The sequence below is a fragment of the Streptomyces sp. NBC_00859 genome (assembly GCF_045161865.1).
In the GTDB taxonomy this organism is placed as follows: domain Bacteria; phylum Actinomycetota; class Actinomycetes; order Streptomycetales; family Streptomycetaceae; genus Streptomyces.
This window is the reverse complement of the sequence record NZ_CP108826.1, coordinates 1,976,683-1,998,725: the sequence shown is the minus strand read 5'-3', so window position 1 is coordinate 1,998,725 and position 22,043 is coordinate 1,976,683. Positions and strand designations below refer to the sequence as shown.

Below are 22,043 nucleotides of genomic sequence, written 5' to 3'. Positions count from 1 at the left end.
GTGGGTGGGGACGGTATGCAAAGCTGCCGAACTGTTATGGCCTGGTACTCCCATGGTGAAACACTGGGCACGCTTCTCAAGACACCTGGGCAGTACGGCCAACCCCTGCGGGAGGGACACGGTGGAGTCTGGCACGGCGGCGCGTGACAAGAACACGCGCGCAAAAAGCGGACAGTCGCCCAAAAAGCGACACCACGGGACAATCGAAGTGGACGCCGCTGCCCTGGGCAGACTGCTGACGGCTCTGGCCGCGATGCGCGACGGGAACTTCCGGCGGCGTCTGACGGTCTCCGGTGACGGCACGATGGCCGAGATCGCGGCGGTCTTCAACGAGGTCGCAGACCGGAACCTCCATCTGACGGGTGAGATCGCCCGGGTGCGCAGGATGGTCGGCCGCGAGGGGAAGCTCACCGAGCGGCTGGAGACGGGGGCCCTCGAGGGCTCCTGGGCTGCCGCGGTGGACGCGTCGAACGAGCTGGTGGACGATCTCGCACGGCCGGTGTCCGAGGTCGGCCGGGTGCTTTCGGCGGTGGCCGAAGGCGATCTCGAACAGCGGATGGACCTGCGCTCGCAGGCGATGGACGGTGTGGAGCGGCCGCTGCGCGGCGAGTTCCTGAAGGTCGCCCGTACGGTCAACAACCTGGTCGACCAGCTGTCGGCGTTCACCGACGAGGTGACGCGCGTCGCACTTGAGGTCGGCACCGAGGGCAAGTTGGGCGGCCAGGCCCAGGTGCGCGGTATGTCCGGTTCGTGGAAGGGCCTCACGGACTCGGTGAACACCATGGCGTACCGGCTCACCGCGCAGGTGCGTGACATTGCTCTCGTCACCACCGCCGTTGCCCGGGGTGACCTGTCACGCAAGGTCACGGTCCATGTGGCCGGAGAGATGCTCCAGCTGAAGAACACCGTCAACACGATGGTCGATCAGCTGTCCTCGTTCTCCTCCGAGGTGACCCGGGTGGCCCGTGAGGTGGGCACGGAGGGCGAGCTCGGCGGCCAGGCGGCCGTGCCGGGTGTGGCCGGCGTGTGGAAGGACCTGACCGACTCGGTGAATACGATGGCCGGGAACCTGACGTCCCAGGTGCGCGGTATCGCCGAGGTCACCACCGCGGTCGCCAACGGTGATCTCTCGCAGAAGGTCACGGTGAGCGCGCGCGGCGAGGTCGCCCAGCTCGCCGAGACCATCAACCAGATGACCGAGACGCTGCGCACCTTCGCGGACGAAGTGACACGAGTGGCCAGCGAGGTCGGCGCCGAGGGGCTGCTGGGCGGCCAGGCGCAGGTACCGGGCGCCGCGGGTACCTGGAAGGACCTCACCGACTCCGTCAACACCGTCTTCCGCAACCTCACGACGCAGGTGCGGGACATCGCCCAGGTGACCACGGCGGTCGCCAACGGCGACATGACGCAGAAGGTCACGGTGAACGTGGCCGGCGAGATGCTGGAGCTCAAGAACACCGTCAACACGATGGTGGAGCAGCTGCAGTCCTTCGGCTCGGAAGTGACCCGGGTGGCGCGCGAGGTCGGGGTCGAGGGCCGTCTCGGGGGCCAGGCCGAGGTGCCGGGCGCCGCCGGCACGTGGAAGGACCTCACCGATTCGGTGAACACGGCCTTCCGCAACCTCACCGGACAGGTGCGGGACATCGCGCAGGTCACGACGGCGGTCGCCAACGGCGATCTGTCGCAGAAGGTCACGGTGGACGTGGCCGGCGAGATGCTGGAGCTGAAGAACACCGTCAACACGATGGTGGCGCAGCTCTCCTCCTTCGCCGACCAGGTGACGCGGATGGCGCGTGATGTGGGCACCGAGGGACGGCTCGGCGGGCAGGCCCGGGTGGACGGTGTCAGCGGTACGTGGAAGGAACTCACCGACTCCGTCAACTTCATGGCGGGGAACCTCACGTCGCAGGTCCGGCAGATCGCCCAGGTGACCACCGCGGTGGCGCGCGGTGACCTGTCGCAGAAGATCGACGTGGACGCGCGCGGCGAGATCCTGGAGCTCAAGAACACCATCAACACGATGGTCGACCAGCTCTCCGCCTTCGCCGAGCAGGTGACCAGGGTCGCCCGTGAGGTGGGTACGGACGGCCGGCTCGGGGGTCAGGCGCAGGTGCCCGGTGTGGCCGGGGTGTGGCGGGATCTGACGGACTCCGTCAACGGCATGGCCGGGAACCTCACGGCTCAGGTCCGCAACATCGCGCAGGTCGCGACCGCGGTGGCGCGCGGTGACCTGTCGCAGAAGATCGACGTGGACGCGCGCGGCGAGATCCTGGAGCTCAAGAACACCCTGAACACGATGGTCGACCAGCTGTCGTCGTTCGCGGAGCAGGTGACGAGGGTGGCGCGCGAGGTGGGCACCGAGGGCATCCTGGGCGGGCAGGCGGAGGTCCAGGGCGTCTCCGGGACCTGGAAGGACCTCACCCAGTCCGTCAACTTCATGGCGAACAACCTGACCTCGCAGGTCAGGAACATCGCAGAAGTGACCACGGCGGTCGCCAAGGGCGACCTGTCGAAGAAGATCACTGTCGACGCCAAGGGCGAGATCCTCGAACTGGTCACCACCGTCAACACGATGGTCGACCAGCTGTCCTCGTTCGCCGAGCAGGTCACACGGGTGGCGCGCGAGGTCGGCACCGAGGGCATCCTCGGAGGGCAGGCCCGGGTGCGCGGGGTCACCGGTATCTGGGAAGACCTCAGTGACAACGTGAATCTGATGGCCAACAACCTGACCAGCCAGGTCCGGAACATCGCACAGGTCGCCACGGCCGTCGCCAACGGCGATCTGACCAAGAAGGTGACGGTGGAGGCGCGCGGCGAGGTCGCGCAGCTCGCGGACACCGTCAACACCATGGTGACGACGCTGTCCTCGTTCGCGGACGAAGTGACGCGGGTGGCGCGTGAGGTGGGTACGGACGGCTCGCTCGGCGGCCAGGCGCGGGTGCCGGGGGTCTCCGGCACGTGGAAGGACCTCACCGAGTCGGTGAACTCGATGGCCTCCAACCTGACCGGACAGGTACGCCAGATCGCCACGGTCACCACGGCCATCGCCAAGGGCGACCTGACCAAGAAGATCGACATCGACGCCCAGGGCGAGATCCTGGAACTGAAGACGACCATCAACACGATGGTCGACCAGCTGTCGAGCTTCGCCGAGCAGGTGACCAGGGTGGCCCGTGAGGTGGGCACCGAGGGCCAGCTGGGCGGGCAGGCGCGGGTGCGCGACGTGGACGGCACCTGGCGGGACCTGACCGAGTCGGTGAACGAGATGGCCGGGAACCTGACCCGTCAGGTGCGCGCCATCGCGGCCGTGGCCACCGCGGTGACCCGCGGGGATCTCAACCTCAAGATCGATGTGGATGCCGCAGGGGAGATCCAGGCGCTCCAGGACAACATCAACACGATGATCGCCAACCTGCGCGACACCACGGTCGCCAACAAGGAGCAGGACTGGCTCAAGGGCAACCTGGCCCGTATCTCGGGGCTGATGCAGGGGCGGCGGGAACTGGTGGACGTGGCGTCGCTCATCATGAGCGAGCTCACACCGGTGGTCTCGGCCCAGCACGGCGCGTTCTTCCTGGCGATGCCCACCGGGTCGGCGGCGGAGAGCGGCGCGTCGGCGGAGAACGCGTACGAGCTGCGGATGCACGGAAGTTACGGCTACTCCGCAGGCTCCATGCCGACGACGTTCCGGCCGGGCGAGACGCTCATCGGCACGGCCGCCGAGGAGAAGCGCACCATCCTGGTGGAGAACGTGCCGCCGGGGTACCTGAAGATCTCCTCCGGGCTCGGCGAGGCACCGCCGGCCCATGTGATCGTGCTGCCGGTGCTCTTCGACGGGAAGGTCCTCGGGGTGATCGAGCTGGCCTCCTTCCAGCCCTTCACCCATATCCAGAAGGACTTCCTCAACCAGATCGCCGAAATGATCGCGACGAGTGTCAACACCATCAGCGTCAACTCGAAGACCGAGGTGCTGCTCAAGCAGTCGCAGGAGCTGACCGAGCAGCTGCGGGAGCGTTCGGCCGAACTGGAGAACCGGCAGAAGGCGCTTCAGGCGTCCAACGCCGAACTGGAGGAGAAGGCCGAGCTGCTGGCCCAGCAGAACCGCGACATCGAGGTGAAGAACACCGAGATCGAGGAGGCCAGGCAGGTCCTCGAGGAGCGGGCCGAGCAGCTCGCTGTCTCGATGCGCTACAAGTCCGAGTTCCTGGCGAACATGTCGCACGAGCTGCGCACACCGCTCAACTCGCTGCTGATTCTCGCCAAGCTGCTCGCGGACAACGCCGAGGGGAATCTCTCGCCGAAGCAGGTGGAGTTCGCGGAGACGATCCACGGTGCGGGTTCGGACCTGCTGCAGCTGATCAACGACATTCTGGACCTGTCCAAGGTCGAGGCCGGCAAGATGGACGTCAGCCCGACCCGGATCGCGCTGGTCCAGCTCGTCGATTACGTCGAGGCGACGTTCCGGCCACTGACGGCGGAGAAGGGCCTGGACTTCTCCGTACGGGTCTCGCCCGAACTGCCCGCGACGCTGCACACGGACGAGCAGCGCTTGCTGCAGGTCCTGCGGAACCTCCTCTCCAACGCGGTGAAGTTCACCGACACCGGGGCGGTGGAACTGGTCATCAGGCCCGCCAACGCCAATGTGCCGAACGCCATCCGTGAGCAGCTGCTCGAAGCGGGCTCACTGCGCGACGCGGACGCGGACCTGATCGCGTTCTCGGTCAGCGACACGGGCATCGGGATCGCGGCCAGCAAGATGCGGGTGATCTTCGAGGCGTTCAAGCAGGCGGACGGGACCACCAGCCGGAAATACGGCGGTACCGGGCTCGGTCTGTCCATCAGCCGGGAGATCGCCAGGCTGCTGGGGGGTGAGATCCACGCGGCGAGCGAGCCGGGACGCGGTTCGACGTTCACGCTGTACCTGCCGCTGCACGCCAGCGAGCTGCCTCCGCAGGGCTACCCGCAGCTCAGCCCCGGCGGCCTGGAGCGGGTGCCCGGCGGCGCCCAGGACGGGGTGCGGCCCGAAGGGGGCCAGGCGCCCGGGATGGCGCCCACGGACGGCCAGGGCGGGCCCGCGGAGCTGTTCCGCCGGCGCCGCCGGGCGCTCGGGCCGGCCGGCGGACAGCCCGCACTGCCCGCCAGTTCAGGTGTGACGGCCGCGACGGCGGAGCCCGATTCGTGGACGGAGAAGGAGCCCGAGGAGACGGCGAAGCCGCGCCGGGTCTTCCAGTTCGACGCGGAGAAGGTGCTCATCGTTGACGACGACATCCGTAACGTCTTCGCACTCACCAGCGTGCTCGAACAGCACGGTCTCGCGGTGCTGTACGCGGAGAACGGGCGGGAGGGCATCGAAGTCCTCGAGCAGCACGACGACGTGACGCTCGTTCTGATGGACATCATGATGCCGGAGATGGATGGATATGCGACGACGACGGCCATCCGCAGGATGCCGCAGTTCGCCGGGTTGCCGATCATCGCTCTGACGGCGAAGGCGATGAAGGGCGACAGGGAGAAGGCGATCGAATCCGGCGCTTCCGACTATGTCACCAAGCCTGTCGATCCCGATCATTTGCTCACGGTAATGGAGCAGTGGATGCGCGGGGAGTGATCGATTGGTGAGGCAATCTCGATGAGTTGCTGACTGACTGTGGTCGAAGGCGTGTGAGGCGAATGTATTCGGGGAACCTTCTGGTCTCCCAACGCGTTTCTGCTACATGTGCCGTGACATCACGGTGACAGGGTGTGGTGGCAGGCGGGGTGCGGTTACCATGACCGGCACAAGGACGGACGGCGTTACGGAGCTGTCCCCTGGGGCGGCGCCCGGTGCACTGCCGGGACGAGGAGGACGGGCCATGGTGCAGAAGGCCAAGATCCTCCTGGTCGATGACCGGCCGGAGAATCTGCTGGCGCTGGAGGCCATTCTCTCCGCGCTCGATCAGACACTGGTTCGGGCATCGTCCGGGGAGGAAGCGCTGAAAGCGCTGCTGACGGATGACTTCGCAGTGATTCTGCTGGACGTCCAGATGCCGGGCATGGACGGTTTCGAGACCGCCGCGCACATCAAGCGGCGGGAGCGGACCCGGGACATCCCGATCATCTTCCTCACAGCGATCAACCACGGGCCGCACCACACGTTCCGCGGCTACGCGGCGGGAGCGGTGGACTACATTTCGAAGCCCTTCGACCCGTGGGTGCTGCGCGCGAAGGTGTCGGTCTTCGTCGAGCTGTACATGAAGAACTGCCAACTGCGTGAGCAGGCGGCGCTGCTGCGTCTCCAGCTGGACGGCAGCGCTCCCGCGGCCGGTGACACCAAGGAACCCGCCGGGCTCCTCGCTGAACTGTCCGCGCGTCTCGCGGCAGTTGAGGAGCAGGCCGAGGCGCTCTCCAAGCAGCTCGACGAGGAGTCCGCGGACGCGGCCGCTGTGGCGACCGCCGCCCATCTGGAGCGCAAACTCACCGGTCTGCGCAGGGCGCTGGACGCGCTGGAGCCGGGCACGGGCGGCCCGGCCGCCTCGCTTCCGTCGCAGAATTGACGCCCTGTCCGGCGCTCGCCGCCCGCTGAGGGAGCGTCACCACGCGTCAAGAGAAAGTGTTCACGGGAGCGACACGAACGGGTGAAGCGGTAAGCACACGTGTCCGTTGCCGCAGACACCGGTAACCTCGGGACCATGGCCTCACGTACGTCCGGCAAGGGTTCCCCAGGCACGGCGGGCACCGCAAAGCCGCGCGCCGGCCGTACCGCCGGTGCCGCCAAGAAGGCAGCTCCGGCAAAGAAGACCGCTGCGAAGAAGACCGTCCCCGCGAAGAGAGCGCCCGCCAAGAAGGCAGCCGCGAGGCCCGCGCCCAAACCCGCGCCGTCGCCCACCGGGGGTCTGTACCGGCTCGTACGGGCCGTCTGGCTCGGTGCGGCCCACGGCGTCGGGGCGATGTTCCGCGGCATAGGACGCGGTGCGAAGGGGCTCGACCCGGCTCACCGCAAGGACGGCGTCGCCCTGCTCCTGCTCGGTCTGGCGCTCGTCATCGCGGCCGGGACCTGGTCGAACCTGCACGGTCCGGTCGGCGATCTCGTCGAGATGCTGATCACCGGCGCCTTCGGACGGCTCGATCTGCTCGTGCCGATACTGCTGGGCGCCGTCGCCGTGAGGCTGATCCTCCACCCGGAGCGGCCCGAGGCGAACGGCCGGATCGTCATCGGCCTGTCCGCACTGGTCATCGGCGTGCTCGGCCAGGTCCACATCGCCTGCGGCGCTCCCGGACGCGAGGACGGCACATCGGCCCTGCAGGACGCCGGCGGGCTGATCGGCTGGGCCGCCTCCAAGCCGCTGATCTTCCTGATGGGCGATGTCCTCGCCGTACCCCTGCTCCTGCTGCTCACCGTCTTCGGCCTGCTGGTCGTCACGGCCACGCCTGTCACCGCCATCCCGCACCGGCTCAGGGTGCTCGGCGCCCGGCTGGGCATCGTCGACCCGGAAACCGCCGGGGCCGGACAGGAGGAGCAGGACGACGAGGAGTACGAGGAGCAGTGGCGTGAGTCGCAGCCCGCGGCCCGCCGTCCCGCAGCACCCCGCGGCCGCACACCCGAGCTGTACGACGCCGAGGCGGCCGAGGAGCAGGCGCTCACCAAGCGCCGCGGCAAGCCGCGCAGGCCCTCCGTGCAGCCGTCGGCCGGCCGGCCGATGGACGCCGTGGACGTCGCCGCCGCTGCCGCTGCCGCGCTGGACGGGGCCGTGCTGAACGGCCTGCCGCCCTCCCCGCTGGTGGCGGACCTGACCCAGGGCGTTTCCGTTGAGCGCCCGGAGGCCACACCGTCCGCCGCGCCGGCCGCGGCGCCCGTACCGTCCGCCCGCGAGGCAGCGGGTGGCGAGAGGTCCGAAGAGGCGGACGCCGCGCCCGCGACAGCGGCCGTGCCCGACCTGACGAAGAAGTCGCCGAAACCGCCGGAGTCGCAGCCGCTCCCCTCCCGCGCCGAACAGCTCCAGCTCTCCGGTGACATCACCTACTCGCTGCCCTCACTGGACCTCCTGGTGCGCGGCGGCCCCGGCAAGACGCGCAGCGCCGCCAACGACGCGGTCGTCGCCTCGCTCTCGAACGTCTTCATGGAGTTCAAGGTCGACGCGTCCGTCACCGGATTCACCCGCGGTCCGACCGTCACACGCTATGAGGTCGAGCTGGGCCCGGCGGTGAAGGTCGAGCGCATCACCGCGCTCACCAAGAACATCGCCTACGCCGTGGCCAGCCCGGACGTGCGCATCATCTCGCCCATCCCGGGGAAATCCGCGGTCGGTATCGAGATCCCCAACACCGACCGCGAGATGGTCAACCTCGGTGACGTCCTGCGCCTCGCGGACGCCGCCGAGGACGACCACCCGATGCTGGTGGCACTGGGCAAGGACGTCGAGGGCGGCTATGTGATGGCCAACCTCGCGAAGATGCCGCACGTCCTGGTCGCCGGAGCGACCGGCTCAGGAAAGTCCTCCTGCATCAACTGCCTCATCACCTCGGTGATGGTGCGGGCGACGCCCGAGGACGTACGGATGGTGCTGGTCGACCCCAAGCGCGTCGAGCTCACCGCGTACGAGGGCATCCCGCACCTGATCACGCCGATCATCACCAACCCCAAACGCGCCGCTGAGGCGCTCCAGTGGGTCGTACGCGAGATGGACCTGCGGTACGACGACCTCGCGGCCTACGGATACCGGCACATCGACGACTTCAACCAGGCCGTGCGCAGCGGCAAGGCCAAGGCACCCGAGGGGAGCGAGCGGGAGCTCTCCCCGTACCCGTATCTGCTGGTCATCGTCGACGAGCTCGCCGACCTGATGATGGTCGCCCCGCGTGACGTCGAGGACTCCATCGTCCGGATCACCCAGCTGGCACGCGCCGCCGGTATCCACCTGGTGCTGGCCACGCAGCGGCCTTCGGTCGACGTCGTCACGGGACTGATCAAGGCGAACGTGCCCTCGCGTCTCGCCTTCGCCACCTCGTCGCTCGCCGACAGCCGGGTCATCCTCGACCAGCCGGGCGCCGAGAAGCTGATCGGCAAGGGCGACGGGCTCTTCCTCCCGATGGGGGCGAACAAACCGACCCGTATGCAGGGCGCCTTCGTCACCGAGGAGGAGGTCGGTGAGATCGTCCAGCACTGCAAGGACCAGATGGCTCCCGTCTTCCGTGACGACGTGGTGGTCGGGACGGCGAAGAAGAAGGAGATCGACGGGGACATCGGCGACGACCTCGATCTGCTCTGCCAGGCGGCCGAACTGGTCGTCTCCACGCAGTTCGGATCGACGTCGATGCTCCAGCGCAAGCTGCGCGTCGGGTTCGCGAAGGCGGGCCGGCTGATGGACCTGATGGAGTCCCGGAACATCGTCGGGCCGAGCGAGGGGTCCAAGGCGCGTGATGTGCTGGTGAAGCCGGAGGAAATGGACGGCGTGCTCGCCGTCATCCGCGGCGAGCCCCAGCCGTGACCGAATGGCGGGCAACCGTTTCATCCGGCCGTACGTCAAGTTGGAGAGAGGACCGGGGACGTCCCGCAGTCGGGTAGTCCAACGGTCCGCCCGGCGGGTCGTCCACCGATTCGCCGACCTGATGGCGTACAAAGTGCGCCCTCAGGTTGCCCCACCCTTTCACCGCCCCCCTAGACTGAACATCCAGCAGGTGGCTCACGCTCGAAAGGCGCCCCCGTGTCCATCGGCAACTCCCCCGAAGACGACCGGCCTTCGACCTCGTCCGAAGACGACCGGCCCTCCATCGGCCAGACCCTCCAACAGGCCCGCACCGCCGCAGGCCTGACGCTCGAGGAAGTCAGTGCCGCGACACGGGTGCGCATTCCCATCGTGCACGCGATCGAGCTCGACGACTTCTCCCGCTGCGGCGGCGACGTGTACGCGCGCGGTCACATCCGTACGCTGGCGCGCGCCGTGGCTGTCGACCCGGCGGCCCTCGTCGAGCAGTACGACGCGGAGCACGGCGGCCGTCCCGAGCCCACCCCGGTCGCTCCGCTCTTCGACGCGGAACGGATCAAGCCCGAGCGCCGCCGGCCGAACTGGACCGCGGCCATGGTCGCGGCGATCGTCGCCGTGGTCGGCTTCGTCGGCTTCACCATGTTCACCGGTGGCAGCGGCGACAAGGGCAGCAAGCAGGTCGCCGAAGGCCCCACGACCGCCACGAAGCCGGCCGGTACCACCTCCAGCAAGCCCGCCGACCCCAAGCCCAGCACTCCCGCCGCCTCGGACAGCGCCATCGCGGCCGTCCCGAAGGACAAGGTGACGGTGAAACTGTCGGCCGTCGACGACAAGAGCTGGATCTCGGCGAAGGCACACAACGGAAAGCTGCTCTTCGACGGCGTTCTGGCCAAGGGCGCGTCCAAGACCTTCACGGACCCGCAGCAGGTCGATCTGATCCTCGGGAACGCCGGCGCGATCCAGCTTTTCGTGAACGGCAAGGACGTCCACAACGACTTCCAGACCGGTCAGGTCGAGCGTCTGTCCTACACGAAGGGTGACCCCGAGGCGGGCTGATCACCCTCGCGCGACGGGCGTGGGCCGGGACAAAGTAGTCTTGAGCCCATGCCCGAACGCCGTACCGTCGCCCTTGTCACTCTTGGCTGCGCCCGTAACGAGGTGGACTCGGAGGAGCTCGCAGGCCGCTTGGCAGCGGACGGCTGGGACCTCGTCGAGGATGCCGCCGCCGCGGATGTGGCCGTCGTCAATACCTGTGGATTCGTCGAAGCCGCCAAGAAGGACTCCGTCGACGCCCTGCTCGAAGCCAACGATCTCAAGGATCACGGCAAGACGCAGGCCGTTGTCGCCGTCGGCTGTATGGCCGAGCGGTACGGCAAGGATCTTGCCGAAGCGCTCCCCGAGGCGGACGGAATCCTCGGATTCGACGACTACGCCGATATCTCCGACCGCCTCCAGACCATCCTGAACGGCGGAATCCACGCCTCGCACACGCCGCGCGACCGCCGCAAGCTGTTGCCGATCAGCCCGGCCGAGCGCCAGGAGACGCCAGGCGTGGCGCTCCCCGGCCACGCGCAGGACACCCCGCCCGAGGACCTGCCGGAGGGCGTCGCCCCGGTGTCCGGGCCCCGCGCGCCTCTGCGCCGCAGGCTCGGCAACAGCCCGGTCGCGTCGGTGAAGCTGGCCTCCGGCTGCGACCGGCGGTGCTCCTTCTGCGCCATCCCGTCCTTCCGCGGGTCCTTCATCTCGCGGCGCCCCTCCGATGTCCTCGGAGAGACGCGCTGGCTGGCCGGGCAGGGCGTCAAGGAGGTCATGCTGGTCTCCGAGAACAACACCTCGTACGGCAAGGACCTCGGCGACATCAGGCTGCTTGAGACCCTGCTGCCCGAGCTCGCCGACGTCGAGGGCATCGAGCGGATCCGGGTCAGCTATCTGCAGCCCGCCGAGATGCGTCCGGGTCTCATCGACGTCCTGACGTCGACGCCGAAGGTCGCCCCGTACTTCGACCTCTCCTTCCAGCACTCGGCGCCCGGTGTGCTCCGTGCGATGCGCCGGTTCGGGGACACCGACCGGTTCCTGGAGCTGCTCGACACCATCCGGGGGAAGGCGCCGCAGGCCGGTGTCCGCTCCAACTTCATCGTGGGCTTCCCCGGTGAGAGCGAGAGCGATCTGGCCGAGCTGGAGCGTTTCCTCACCGGCGCGCGGCTCGACGCCATCGGCGTTTTCGGCTATTCCGACGAGGACGGCACCGAGGCGGTCGGCTACGGGAACAAGCTGGACGCCGATGTCATCGCCGAACGTCTCGAGCACATCTCACGCCTCGCAGAGGAGCTGACGGCGCAGCGGGCCGAGGAGCGGCTGGGAGAGACGCTGTCGGTGCTCGTCGAGTCGGTGGACGGCGAGGACGGCGCTGTGGGCCGGGCCGCGCACCAGGCGCCCGAGACGGACGGGCAGGTGATGTTCACGGCAGGCGAGGGGCTGGTGCCCGGCCGTATGGTCGTGGCGAAGGTGGTCGGTACCGAAGGTGTCGACCTGGTGGCCGAATGTCTTGGTGAGGAGGCAGCCAGATGACCGGAGTCCCGGCGTCCGCCACGGGCGGTACCGGTGCCAAACCGGCGTCCGCCGGCAAGGTGGGCGCTGCGGTGGTCAATCAGGCCAGCCTGTGGAATGTCGCCAATCTGCTGACCATGGTGCGGCTGGTACTCGTGCCGGGGTTCGTGCTGCTGCTGCTTCACGACGGTGGCTACGACCCGGCGTGGCGGGCGTACGCCTGGGCGGCCTTCGCCGTCGCGATGATCACCGATGTCTTCGACGGTCATCTGGCCAGGACGTACAACCTCGTCACCGACTTCGGGAAGATCGCCGACCCCATCGCGGACAAAGCGATCATGGGAGCCGCGCTGGTCTGCCTCTCGTACCTCGGGGATCTGCCCTGGTGGGTGACCGGCGTGATCCTCTTCCGGGAACTCGGGATCACCCTGATGCGGTTCTGGGTGATCAGGCACGCGGTGATCCCGGCCAGCCGCGGAGGCAAGATCAAGACGCTGGCCCAGGGTACGGCTGTGGGGATGTACGTCCTGGCGCTGACCGGGCCACTGGCGACCATGCGGTTCTGGGTGATGGCGGTCGCGGTGGTGCTGACCGTCGTGACGGGGCTCGACTACGTACAGCAGGCCGTGACCGCACGCCGGCAGGGGCTCGCGTCCGAGCGGGCCGCCCGGTGACATCGGCGGCCCGGGTGCTGGAGCTCCTGGCGGAACGGGGGGAGACCCTCGCTGTCGCGGAATCGCTCACCGGCGGTCTGCTGGCCGCCGAGCTCACTTCTGTCCCTGGGGCCTCCCGGGTCTTCCGCGGGTCCGTCACGGCGTACGCGACGGCGCTCAAGCGGGAGGTCCTCGGCGTCGACGGGGCCCTGCTGGCCGAGCGCGGTGCGGTGGACCCCGAGGTCGCCCGGCAGATGGCGGCCGGAGTGCGGCGGGTGCTCGGCGCGGACTGGGGGCTGGCCACCACTGGTGTCGCCGGTCCTGATATGCAGGACGGGAAGCCTGTCGGGACGGTGTACGTCGCGGTCCGCGGACCGGGCGGGGCGGAGAATCTGGCCTCGTTGCGGTTGAACGGGGACCGGGCGGAAATCCGTAAGGAGAGCGTGCTGGGCGTTCTCGGACTGCTCTGCGGTGAACTCCGTGGGAATGTGCGGACACAGGATACGGAAGAGAACGGGGGGAATTGATGTTTGCAGCCCTGAGTGAACACGACATCGCTCCCCGCACGGCCGCGGCGCAAGGCGGTACGGTGGGGCGTGAAGGATGCGGCTACGCGGTCCGAGGAGGGAGCCACCGATGATTCTGCTCCGTCGCCTGTTGGGTGATGTGCTGCGTCGGCAGCGCCAGCGCCAGGGCCGTACTCTGCGCGAAGTCTCCTCGTCCGCCCGAGTCTCTCTCGGTTATCTGTCCGAGGTGGAGCGGGGGCAGAAGGAGGCATCCTCCGAGCTGCTCTCCGCTATCTGCGACGCGCTTGACGTGCGGATGTCCGAGCTCATGCGAGAAGTGAGCGACGAACTGTCGCTCGCGGAGCTGGCCGAATCGGCAGCGTCGACTGAGCCCGTGCCTGTGCCGGTACGCTCGATGCTCAATTCCGTGCCCGTGACGTCGGTCGCGGGTGTTCCCACCGAGCGGGTGACGATCAAGACGCCCGCCGAAGCCGTGAATGTTGTAGCGGCCTAGTACGTGCTTCCCGGCTCCGGCTGGTCCTCAGGGACCGGGCGGGGCCGTTTTGCTGCCCTGAATGTCCGTGTTACGGATATTTGTGCCATGGTGGTGGAAACGTACGAACGTATGGGAGGCCCTGCATGTCTGGCGTGAAGAGCTCTCTGCCCGAAGCCGATCTGAAAGTGGTCGGAGACGCGCTCCAGGGCGCACTCGCGGATCTTGTCGATCTGTCGCTGGTCGCCAAGCAGGTGCACTGGAATGTGGTCGGGCCGCGCTTCCGGTCGGTGCACCTCCAGCTCGACGAAGTGGTCGACACCGCCAGGCAGTACACGGACACGGTGGCCGAGCGGGCCTCCGCGATCGGTGTGGCGCCGGACGGACGGGCCGCGACGGTCTCCAGGACCAGTGCGATCCGCGAGGTTCCCGAAGGGTGGATCAACGACACCGACGCCGTTCGGACGCTGGTGGACGCGCTCGGCGCTGTCATCTCGCGGATGCGGGAGCGGATCGCCGCCACCGATGCTCCGGACCCGGTCACGCAGGATCTGCTCATCGCAGTGACCGCGGCTCTGGAGAAGCATGCCTGGATGTACCAGGCGGAGAGCGCGTAACCGTGCGGATATGCGCTGGGTGGGCACCTTGCGGGCCCTCCCGCCGGGTGAGGGGCCCCGGCCTGCGCTCCGGCCGGACAGGGCTCCCGGGTGCAGTGCGCCGGTGAATCCGTCCGGCCGCGACACCGGCTTCAGCCGGAGGAGGCGGCCATGGTGCGGCAGTGGGTGCCGGCGGTGGTGCCGGCGATAGTGGTAGGTGGTGTGTGGTGGTGGGCCGTCCTGAGACTGGTGCTCGCGCCCGGCGACTCCGGGCCGCTGGAGGGCGCCGTCGCCATCGGGGGGTGGGGGCTGAGTCTTCTGCCGATACACGTGGTGGCGATTCCGGGCAGGCGGCCTCCGGGCGGACGGCCTCCGGGCAGGTGGTCTTCGGGCGGGCGGCCTTCGGGCGGGCGGCCTTCGGGCGGTCACGGGGCCGGGGCGTCGCGGTCCACCGAGGCGTGGTCCGCCGGGGTGGGGTCTACCAGGGCATGGCGACGCCGCCGTTAGGCCGCACGATCTGACCGGTCGTGAAGGCGGCGGCGTCGGACGCCAGGTGCAGGACCGTGTGCGCGACGTCCTCGGGGGTTCCCACCCGGCCCAGCGGGGACATCCGGGACATGAGGGCGGCGGTGTGCGCCTGGGCCTCGGTGTTGTTGTGCCGCTCCGTCATGGGTGTGCGGATCCAGCCGGGGGCGACCGCGTTGACCCGGATCCCGTGCCGGCCCACCTCGGTCGCGAGCGTCTTCGTCAGCTGGAAAACGGCCGCTTTCGTCACGCCGTAACAGAGAAGTCCAGGTCCGCCGGTGTCCACGGCGCCCGACGCCATCGTGACGATGCTTCCCGCTGTACCCGTCGCGATCATGCTGCGGGCCACCGCCTGGCAGGCGTACAGCACGCCCTTGAAATTGACGGCGAGAACGCGGTCGAGGTCCTCGTCCCGAGTTTCCAGGACCGGGCTGCTGTGCATGATCCCCGCGACGGCCGCCAGGATGTCCAGCCGCCCCGACGCCGAGGCGGCCGCCTCGACAGCTGCCTCCACAGCGCCGCGGTCGGAGACGTCCAGCGGATGGGGATGGCCAGCGCCGCCCGCCGCGCCGATCCCGGCGACGGTCTCGCGCAACCCTGATTCGTCGCGGTCCGCGCAGTGGACGGTGGCGCCTGCTTCCGCGAGCAGCAGGGCGCTTGCGCGGCCTATGCCGCTCGCGGCGCCGGTGATGAACGCGGTGCGGCCGGTGAGGTCGTACGACGTGACGGACATGACGGGACCGTACGACCTGACCTGACGACCCGTCAACTAGTGGCTTCGGTAACGGTGTTGCCGGTGGTTGCCGGTGTTGCTCGGGTCGGTGGGAGGGGCAGGGCTGCTGGTGGGGTCGGCAGGACTGCTGGGGTCTGCCTGGCATTGCGGGCACCAGTACGTCGGACGCTCGCTGCCGCGCTCGCTCCGGACCGCTCTGCGGATGGAGGTGCCGCAGCGAAGGCAGGGCCGGGGCGCCCGGCCGTAGACGTACAGACGCTGGTCCGGCCGCCCCGTGGTGGTGCGGACGGGACGGTCGCGATTGGCATCGAGGAGCCTCTTCGCGACGGTCACCGCCCTTTCGGGCCGGGGGAGCCGGCCGACGGGCAGCCAGGGAGCGGCGCGCAGCACGAAGCAGATCTCCGCCGCGAAGACATTGCCGACACCGGCCAGGTTGCGCTGGTCCAGCAGGGCTTCCATGAGGGGTCGGACGGGGTCCGCCAGCAGATTGGCGAGGGCGGTCCCGGGGTCCCAGTCGGGGCCCAGAAGATCCGGGCCGAGGTGGCCGACGACTGTGCTCTCGTCGGCGGTGCGCAGCAGTTCGAGTACGGGGAGGCGGTAGCCGACTGCGGTGGGCCCCGCAGTCCCGAGGACAGCCCGGATCTCGTACGCCGGGCCACCGCGCCACCGCTCGGACGGGGCGTAGACCTTCCAGCTGCCGTCCATACGCAGATGGCTGTGCAGGGTGAGCCCGCCTTCGAGCCGCATCAGCAGATGTTTGCCGCGCGCGGTGACGTCGAGGACGGTGCGTCCGGTGAGGTCTGCGGTGGCGAACCGGGGAACACGCAGGTCGAAGCGGGTGAGGACGTGTCCGGCCAGCGCCGTGTGCAGCCGCTGGGCCGCCTGGTGGACGCTGTCTCCTTCGGGCATGCCTCCATGATGCGGGTGCTTCGGGGCCGGCTGCAGCTGTGCACCGCGTAGCGGGTGGGTTCAGGCCCGCAGCCGCAGCCCCCTCGGGGTGGCCACGAAACCAGCTGCTTCCAGAGTCCGGCCCAGGTCGGATGTGAGGGCGGACGCGCCGTTGGTGCGTTCGACGGTCACGGTGCCGAGCGCCCCCGACGCGGCCGATGCGGCAAGTGCCTGTCCGGCCGCGAGCAGTCTGGGGCTGTCGGGCTCGGTGGGCCAGGCCAGCAGACTCTTGCCGCCGCGCTCCATGTAGAGGATCAGCTCTCCGTCCACCAGAACGACCAGAGCCCCGGCCTTGCGGCCGGGCTTGTGGCCCACTCCGCCCGGGGACTCCGGCCACGGCAGAGCTGCCCCGTAAGCGTTCGCCGGATCCGCTGCGGCCAGCACCAGTGCCCGGGCCGGCGCCCCCGAATCCGTGCGGTCGTGTGCGGTCGCTGCGGCGCGCAGCCGGTCGACCGCGCCGTCCATCGCGAACTGGGCGGCGCCCAGGCCCTCCACGACGTAGCCCCGGCGTGCCTGGCCACTGTCCTCGAACGCGGAGAGGACGCGGTAGACCGCGGAGAAGCCGCCCTCGATCCCCTCGGCCGCGACCGCGCCGCGGGTGACGACACCGTGCCGGTCCAGGAGGGTACGGGCCAGGGCGTGTGCACGGTGCGTGGTGTCGGACTCGGCGGGCGGGAGCAGAGACCACCGCCCCGCCACGGTCGGCGGGCCGGTGCGCGACACGGGGCGCGCCGCAGCGGTGAGGGAGCCGTAGCGCCCCCGTGGGACCGTCCGCCGGGCGCGGTGAGCGGTGGACCCCGCGGTGCGGCCCGAGCCGAGCAGGGAGCGCAGCGGAGCCAGGGTGTCGTTGGTCAGCCGCCCCGACCAGGCCAGATCCCAGACCGCGTCGGCCAGTTGGGGGTCGGTGCAGTCTGGATGGGTGGTGGCCCGGACATGGTCCTTGAGCTGACGGAAGAACAGCCCGTATCCGGGGGCGAGGGCCTGGAGGACGGACTCGTGCAGCGCGCTCAGCTCCAGCAGGTGCGGCGGCGGAACGAGCAGAGGCGCGCTGTCCGCGAGGAAGAGCGAGACCCAGCCGTCCTTGCCGGGGAGCGCACCCGCTCCGGCCCATACGACCTCGCCCGTGGTGGTGAGTTCGTCGAGGAGGGCCGGGGTGTAGCCGGATACCCGCGACGGCAGGATCAGCCGCTCCAGAGCAGAGGCAGGGACCGGCGCACCCTGAAGCTGTTCGACAGCGCGCGCCAGGCCGTCGATGCCGCGCAGGCTGCCTGCCCCCAGATGCTGCCATTGGGGCAGGAACGAGGCGAGCGCTTCGGGCGGTACCGGTTCGAGCTCCTCGCGCAGCGCCGCCAGAGAGCGTCGGCGGAGCCTGCGCAGCACCGTGGCATCACACCACTCCTGGCCGATGCCGGACGGATGGAACTCGCCCTGGACGACGCGGCCGGTCGCGGCGAGCCGCTGGAGAGCGCCGTCCGTGACCGCGCTGCCCAGGCCGAAGCGCGCCGCTGCCGTCGAAGAGGTGAATGGCCCGTGAGTCCGGGCGAAACGTGAGAGCAGGTCGCCCAGCGGATCCGTGACCGGTTCGGTGAAGGCTTCGGGCACCCCCACCGGGAGCGCGGTGCCGAGCGCGTCGCGAAGCCGCCCCGCGTCCTCGATCGCCGCCCAGTGGTCGACGCCCGCGATGCGGACCCGGATGGCGCGGCGGGCGGCCGTGAGGTCCTGAGCCCAGTGCGGTTCCGCCCCGCGCCGGGTCAGCTCGGATTCGGTCAGCGGCCCCAGCAGTCGCAGCCGGTCGGCGACCCCCTCGGCGTCCTTGATCCGCCGGTCCTCCGTCAGCCACTGGAGCTCGCTCTCCAGCTGGTCCAGCACGTCGGCGTCGAGCAGCTCGCGCAGCTCGGCGCGGCCGAGCAGCTCTGCCAGGAGACGGGAGTCGAGCGAGAGAGCCGCCGCCCGGCGCTCGGCGAGCGGGGAGTCGCCCTCATAGAGGAACTGGGCGACATAGCCGAAGAGGAGCGAGCGGGCGAAGGGCGACGGCTCGGTCGTGGTGACTTCGACGAGCCGTACGCGGCGCGACTCGATGTCGCCCATCAGCTCGGTGAGGCCCGGGACGTCGAAAACGTCCTGGAGGCATTCACGGACGGCTTCCAGGACGATCGGGAACGAGCCGAATTCGCTCGCCACCTGGAGGAGCTGCGAGGCCCGCTGGCGCTGCTGCCACAGCGGTGTCCGTTTTCCGGGGCTGCGGCGCGGCAGGAGAAGGGCACGGGCGGCGCACTCGCGGAAGCGGGAGGCGAAGAGCGCGGAACTGCCGACCTGGTCGGTGACGATCTGGTTGATCTCGCTCTTGTCGAAGGCCACATCGGCCGCGCCGAGCGGGGCCTGTTCGGTGTCGTACTCGCTGCCGGGCGCGGCGGGATCACCGTCCAGCAGGTCGAGGCCCATCAGGTCCGCGTCGGGGAGCCGGAGCACGATCCCGTCGTCGGCGTGCATGACCTGGGCGTCCATTCCGTAGCGCTCGGAGAGCTTGGCGCCGAGGGCGAGCGCCCAGGGCGCGTGCACCTGCGCGCCGAACGGGGAGTGGACGACCACCCGCCAGTCGCCCAGTTCGTCACGGAACCGCTCGACGACGATGGTTCGGTCGTCCGGCACATGACCGCAGGCGCGGCGCTGCTCGTCCAGGTAGGAGAGGACGTTGTCCGCGGCCCAGGCGTCGAGCCCAGCGGCGAGCAGGCGCAGCCGGGCGTCGTCCGGGGTGAGCCCGCCCACCTCACGCAGGAACGCCCCCACGGCGCGGCCCAGTTCGAGCGGGCGGCCCAGCTGGTCGCCCTTCCAGAACGGCAGCCGGCCCGGCACCCCGGGGGCCGGGGTGACCAGCACCCGGTCGCGGGTGATGTCCTCGATGCGCCAGGAGGTGGTGCCGAGTGTGAAGACGTCGCCCACCCTCGACTCGTACACCATCTCCTCGTCCAGCTCGCCGACCCGCCCCCCGCCCTTCTTGGGGTCGGACCCGGCGAGGAACACCCCGAAGAGCCCGCGGTCGGGGATGGTGCCGCCGGATGTGACAGCGAGGCGCTGTGCTCCGGGGCGGCCCGTGACCGTACCGGCGATCCGGTCCCAGACCACGCGCGGGCGCAACTCCGCGAAGGCGTCGGACGGATAGCGTCCGGCGAGCATGTCCAGGACCGCTGTGAAGGCGGACTCGGGAAGCGCGGCGAACGGCGCCGCGCGCCGGACCACCGCGAGCAGATCGTCGGCCTGCCGGCTGTCGAGAGCGACCATGGCGACCAGCTGCTGAGCCAGCACGTCCAGAGGATTCGACGGGATACGCAGCGCTTCGATCGAGCCGGTCCGCATGCGCTCGGTCACCACCGCGGCCTGCACCAGGTCCCCCCGGTACTTGGGGAACACGACCCCGGTGGACACGGCACCCACCTGGTGCCCAGCCCGCCCCACACGCTGCAGACCGGACGCCACCGACGGCGGTGACTCGACCTGGATCACCAGATCGACCGCGCCCATGTCGATACCCAGCTCGAGGCTGGACGTGGCCACCACGGCAGGCAGCCGGCCCGCCTTCAGATCTTCCTCGACCTGGGCTCGCTGCTCCTTGGAAACGGAGCCGTGATGGGCGCGGGCCAGCAGCGCCGGCGCGCCTTTGGCGGCACCCGACTCGGCCATCAGCTCGGCGGGCGAGTGGGCCTCCGGCATGACCTCGCCGGTGGCCCGCTCGTACGCGATCTCGTTCAGCCGGTTGCACAGACGCTCCGCGAGACGCCGGGAGTTGGCGAAGACGATCGTCGAGCGGTGGGCCTGGACCAGATCCGCGATGCGCTCCTCGACGTGTGGCCAGATCGAGGGCTTCTCCGCCTTGTCCGGGTCCGTGTCGGAGGCCGGTGAACCGCCCAGCTCACCGAGATCCTCGACGGGGACGACCACCGACAGGTCGAATTCCTTGCCCGAGGGAGGCTGCACGATCTCGGCCTTGCGCTGAGGTGAGAGGTAGCGCGCGATCTCGTCCACCGGCCGGACCGTCGCGGACAGGCCGATACGGCGTGCCGGGCGTGGGAGCAGCTCGTCGAGACGCTCCAGGGACACGGCGAGATGCGCACCGCGCTTCGTGCCCGCCACGGCGTGCACCTCGTCGAGAATCACCGTCTCGACACCGGCCAGCGCGTCCCGGGCGGACGAGGTGAGCATGAGGAACAGCGACTCGGGGGTGGTGATCAGGATGTCCGGGGGCCGCACCGACATCGACCGGCGCTCGGCGGCCGGGGTGTCGCCGGAGCGGATACCGACCCGCACATCGGGCTCCGGGAGTCCGAGCCGCACCGACTCCTGGCGGATGCCGGTGAGCGGGCTGCGGAGATTGCGCTCGACGTCGACGGCGAGCGCCTTGAGCGGTGAGACGTACAGGACCCGGCAGCGCTTCCTGGCTTCGGCGGGCGGGGGCGCCGAAGCCAGCTGGTCGAGGGCGGCCAGGAACGCGGCGAGGGTCTTGCCGGAGCCGGTGGGCGCCACGACCAGCACATCGGAGCCGGCACCGATCGCCCGCCACGCCCCGTCCTGGGCGGGGGTGGGCGCAGTGAAGGCCCCCGAGAACCAGCCGCGGGTCGCGGGGGAGAAGGAATCGAGCGCTGACCTCACCATGTCCCCATCGTGCACCCCACCACTGACAACCGCCCGGACCTGGGGAAACAATGGGGCCATGGCCATGGAAGCGGACGTACCGGACGGCGAGGAACGGGCACGGCACTGGCGGCTCGACGGGCTGCCGGGCGTCGACCTCCTGCATGCCCGCTACATCCGGAAATCCTTCGCCCGGCATACGCACGAGACGTTCGTCATCGCCGCGATCACCCACGGCGTCGAGGCGTTCCACCACCGCGACCAGCTCGTCAGGGCCGGAGCGGGGCAGCTCGCCCTCGTCAACCCCGACACCGCGCACACCGGATTCGCCGGCGCGCCCGACGGCTGGGCCTACCGCACGCTCTACCCGGAAGCCGGGCTTGTCGCGGAGGTCGCCGCCGACATCAGCACACTCGCCGGCGCGGTCGGTTTCACCTCGCCGGTCGTGGACGAACCGCAGGCCGCCCGGCTCGTCGTCGCCGTGCACCAGGCCGCCGAGCAGGGCAACGCGCTGGCCGCCGACAGCCTGCTGAGGCTCGCCGTCGCCCGGCTGCTGCGCACTCACGGGGGGCGGCTCCCCGAGCGTCCGCCCCGTACGGCCGGCGCGGACAACGCGGCCCGTGCCCGTGCCGTGCTGGAGGAACGGATGGTGCGTCCGCCGTCCCTGGACCGCCTCGCCGCCGGCCTCGGCACCAGCCCCTTCGCCCTGCTGCGTGCCTTCCGGGAGGCATACGGCATGCCGCCGCACACCTGGCTCACCGACGCGCGCGTCCGCCGGGCCCGGCACCTCCTTGATGCGGGCACGACCCCCGCGGACGCGGCCGCCGCGGTCGGGTTCACCGACCAGCCGCATCTGAACCGGCACTTCACCCGGATCGTGGGGGTGCCGCCGGGCTCGTACCAGCGGGGGCGCGCAAGAACGTACAAGACCGGGCCGGACCGTTCCTCGTAACGT

13 protein-coding genes are annotated in these 22,043 nt (G+C 69.9%); 10 read left to right on the top strand and 3 right to left on the bottom strand.

The features are described from left to right. Positions 1–121: 121 nt before the first annotated feature. From OG584_RS08170 to OG584_RS08130, 9 genes are all read left to right on the top strand, one after another. The gene (locus tag OG584_RS08170; RefSeq protein WP_405776537.1) at positions 122–5,608 is read left to right on the top strand and encodes a HAMP domain-containing protein; all 5,487 of its coding nucleotides are present in this window, start codon (positions 122–124) and stop codon (positions 5,606–5,608) included. Between the two features lie 244 nt (positions 5,609–5,852). Then, a complete protein-coding gene (locus OG584_RS08165) occupies positions 5,853–6,533 on the top strand; it encodes a two-component system response regulator (protein ID WP_405776535.1) in 681 nt (226 codons plus the stop codon). Between the two features lie 135 nt (positions 6,534–6,668). After that, positions 6,669–9,464, top strand: a complete 2,796-nt coding sequence (locus OG584_RS08160; RefSeq protein ID WP_405776533.1) for a DNA translocase FtsK — start codon at positions 6,669–6,671, stop codon at positions 9,462–9,464. Positions 9,465–9,680: 216 nt separating this feature from the next. Continuing rightward, entirely contained in the window at positions 9,681–10,517 is an 837-nt protein-coding gene (locus OG584_RS08155) for a helix-turn-helix domain-containing protein (protein WP_405776531.1), read from the top strand. Between the two features lie 48 nt (positions 10,518–10,565). Next, positions 10,566–12,029 carry a 30S ribosomal protein S12 methylthiotransferase RimO gene (gene rimO / locus OG584_RS08150; protein WP_405776529.1) on the top strand — a complete coding sequence of 488 codons (1,464 nt, stop codon included), beginning with the start codon at positions 10,566–10,568 and terminating at the stop codon, positions 12,027–12,029. Continuing rightward, complete coding sequence (pgsA, locus tag OG584_RS08145) at positions 12,026–12,682, top strand: CDP-diacylglycerol--glycerol-3-phosphate 3-phosphatidyltransferase (protein WP_405776527.1); 657 nt, start codon at positions 12,026–12,028, stop codon at positions 12,680–12,682. Before rimO ends, pgsA begins: the two co-directional genes overlap by 4 nt. Then, complete coding sequence (locus OG584_RS08140) at positions 12,679–13,188, top strand: CinA family protein (protein WP_405776525.1); 510 nt, start codon at positions 12,679–12,681, stop codon at positions 13,186–13,188. The genes pgsA and OG584_RS08140 overlap by 4 nt, the downstream gene beginning before the upstream one ends. Positions 13,189–13,297: 109 nt before the next feature. Further along, on the top strand, positions 13,298–13,681 hold the full coding sequence (locus tag OG584_RS08135; protein ID WP_405776523.1) for a helix-turn-helix domain-containing protein: 384 nt from the start codon (positions 13,298–13,300) through the stop codon (positions 13,679–13,681). 125 nt (positions 13,682–13,806) lie between these two features. Further along, the gene (locus OG584_RS08130) at positions 13,807–14,277 is read left to right on the top strand and encodes a Dps family protein (protein ID WP_405776521.1); all 471 of its coding nucleotides are present in this window, start codon (positions 13,807–13,809) and stop codon (positions 14,275–14,277) included. A gap of 457 nt (positions 14,278–14,734) precedes the next feature. On the opposite strand, the gene OG584_RS08125 is transcribed toward OG584_RS08130, so the two are convergent. Genes OG584_RS08125 through OG584_RS08115 form a run of 3 tightly spaced genes read right to left on the bottom strand, consistent with a single transcriptional unit; the run spans position 14,735 to position 21,109 of the window. Further along, positions 14,735–15,514, bottom strand: a complete 780-nt coding sequence (locus OG584_RS08125) for an SDR family NAD(P)-dependent oxidoreductase (protein ID WP_405776519.1) — start codon at positions 15,512–15,514, stop codon at positions 14,735–14,737. Positions 15,515–15,550: 36 nt separating this feature from the next. Beyond that, positions 15,551–16,423 (bottom strand): Fpg/Nei family DNA glycosylase, encoded by an 873-nt coding sequence (locus tag OG584_RS08120; RefSeq protein WP_405776517.1) that lies wholly within the window; start codon positions 16,421–16,423, stop codon positions 15,551–15,553. 60 nt (positions 16,424–16,483) lie between these two features. Next, entirely contained in the window at positions 16,484–21,109 is a 4,626-nt protein-coding gene (locus tag OG584_RS08115; RefSeq protein ID WP_405776515.1) for an ATP-dependent helicase, read from the bottom strand. 58 nt (positions 21,110–21,167) lie between these two features. On the opposite strand from OG584_RS08115, the gene OG584_RS08110 reads away from it, so the two are divergent. Further along, positions 21,168–22,040 carry an AraC family transcriptional regulator gene (locus tag OG584_RS08110; protein ID WP_405776513.1) on the top strand — a complete coding sequence of 291 codons (873 nt, stop codon included), beginning with the start codon at positions 21,168–21,170 and terminating at the stop codon, positions 22,038–22,040. The last annotated feature ends 3 nt before the right edge of the window (positions 22,041–22,043 follow it).

Excerpts from the sequence above, each read along its gene's own strand:
- OG584_RS08165 (WP_405776535.1), top strand. The coding sequence starts at position 5,853 with ATGGTGCAGAAGGCCAAGATCCTCCTGGTCGATGACCGGCCGGAGAAT.
- OG584_RS08160 (WP_405776533.1), top strand. The coding sequence starts at position 6,669 with ATGGCCTCACGTACGTCCGGCAAGGGTTCCCCAGGCACGGCGGGCACC.
- rimO (WP_405776529.1), top strand. The coding sequence starts at position 10,566 with ATGCCCGAACGCCGTACCGTCGCCCTTGTCACTCTTGGCTGCGCCCGT.
- pgsA (WP_405776527.1), top strand. The coding sequence starts at position 12,026 with ATGACCGGAGTCCCGGCGTCCGCCACGGGCGGTACCGGTGCCAAACCG.
- OG584_RS08135 (WP_405776523.1), top strand. The coding sequence starts at position 13,298 with ATGATTCTGCTCCGTCGCCTGTTGGGTGATGTGCTGCGTCGGCAGCGC.
- OG584_RS08130 (WP_405776521.1), top strand. The coding sequence starts at position 13,807 with ATGTCTGGCGTGAAGAGCTCTCTGCCCGAAGCCGATCTGAAAGTGGTC.
- OG584_RS08125 (WP_405776519.1), bottom strand. The coding sequence starts at position 15,514 with ATGTCCGTCACGTCGTACGACCTCACCGGCCGCACCGCGTTCATCACC.
- OG584_RS08120 (WP_405776517.1), bottom strand. The coding sequence starts at position 16,423 with ATGCCCGAAGGAGACAGCGTCCACCAGGCGGCCCAGCGGCTGCACACG.
- OG584_RS08115 (WP_405776515.1), bottom strand. The coding sequence starts at position 21,109 with ATGGTGAGGTCAGCGCTCGATTCCTTCTCCCCCGCGACCCGCGGCTGG.
- OG584_RS08110 (WP_405776513.1), top strand. The coding sequence starts at position 21,168 with ATGGCCATGGAAGCGGACGTACCGGACGGCGAGGAACGGGCACGGCAC.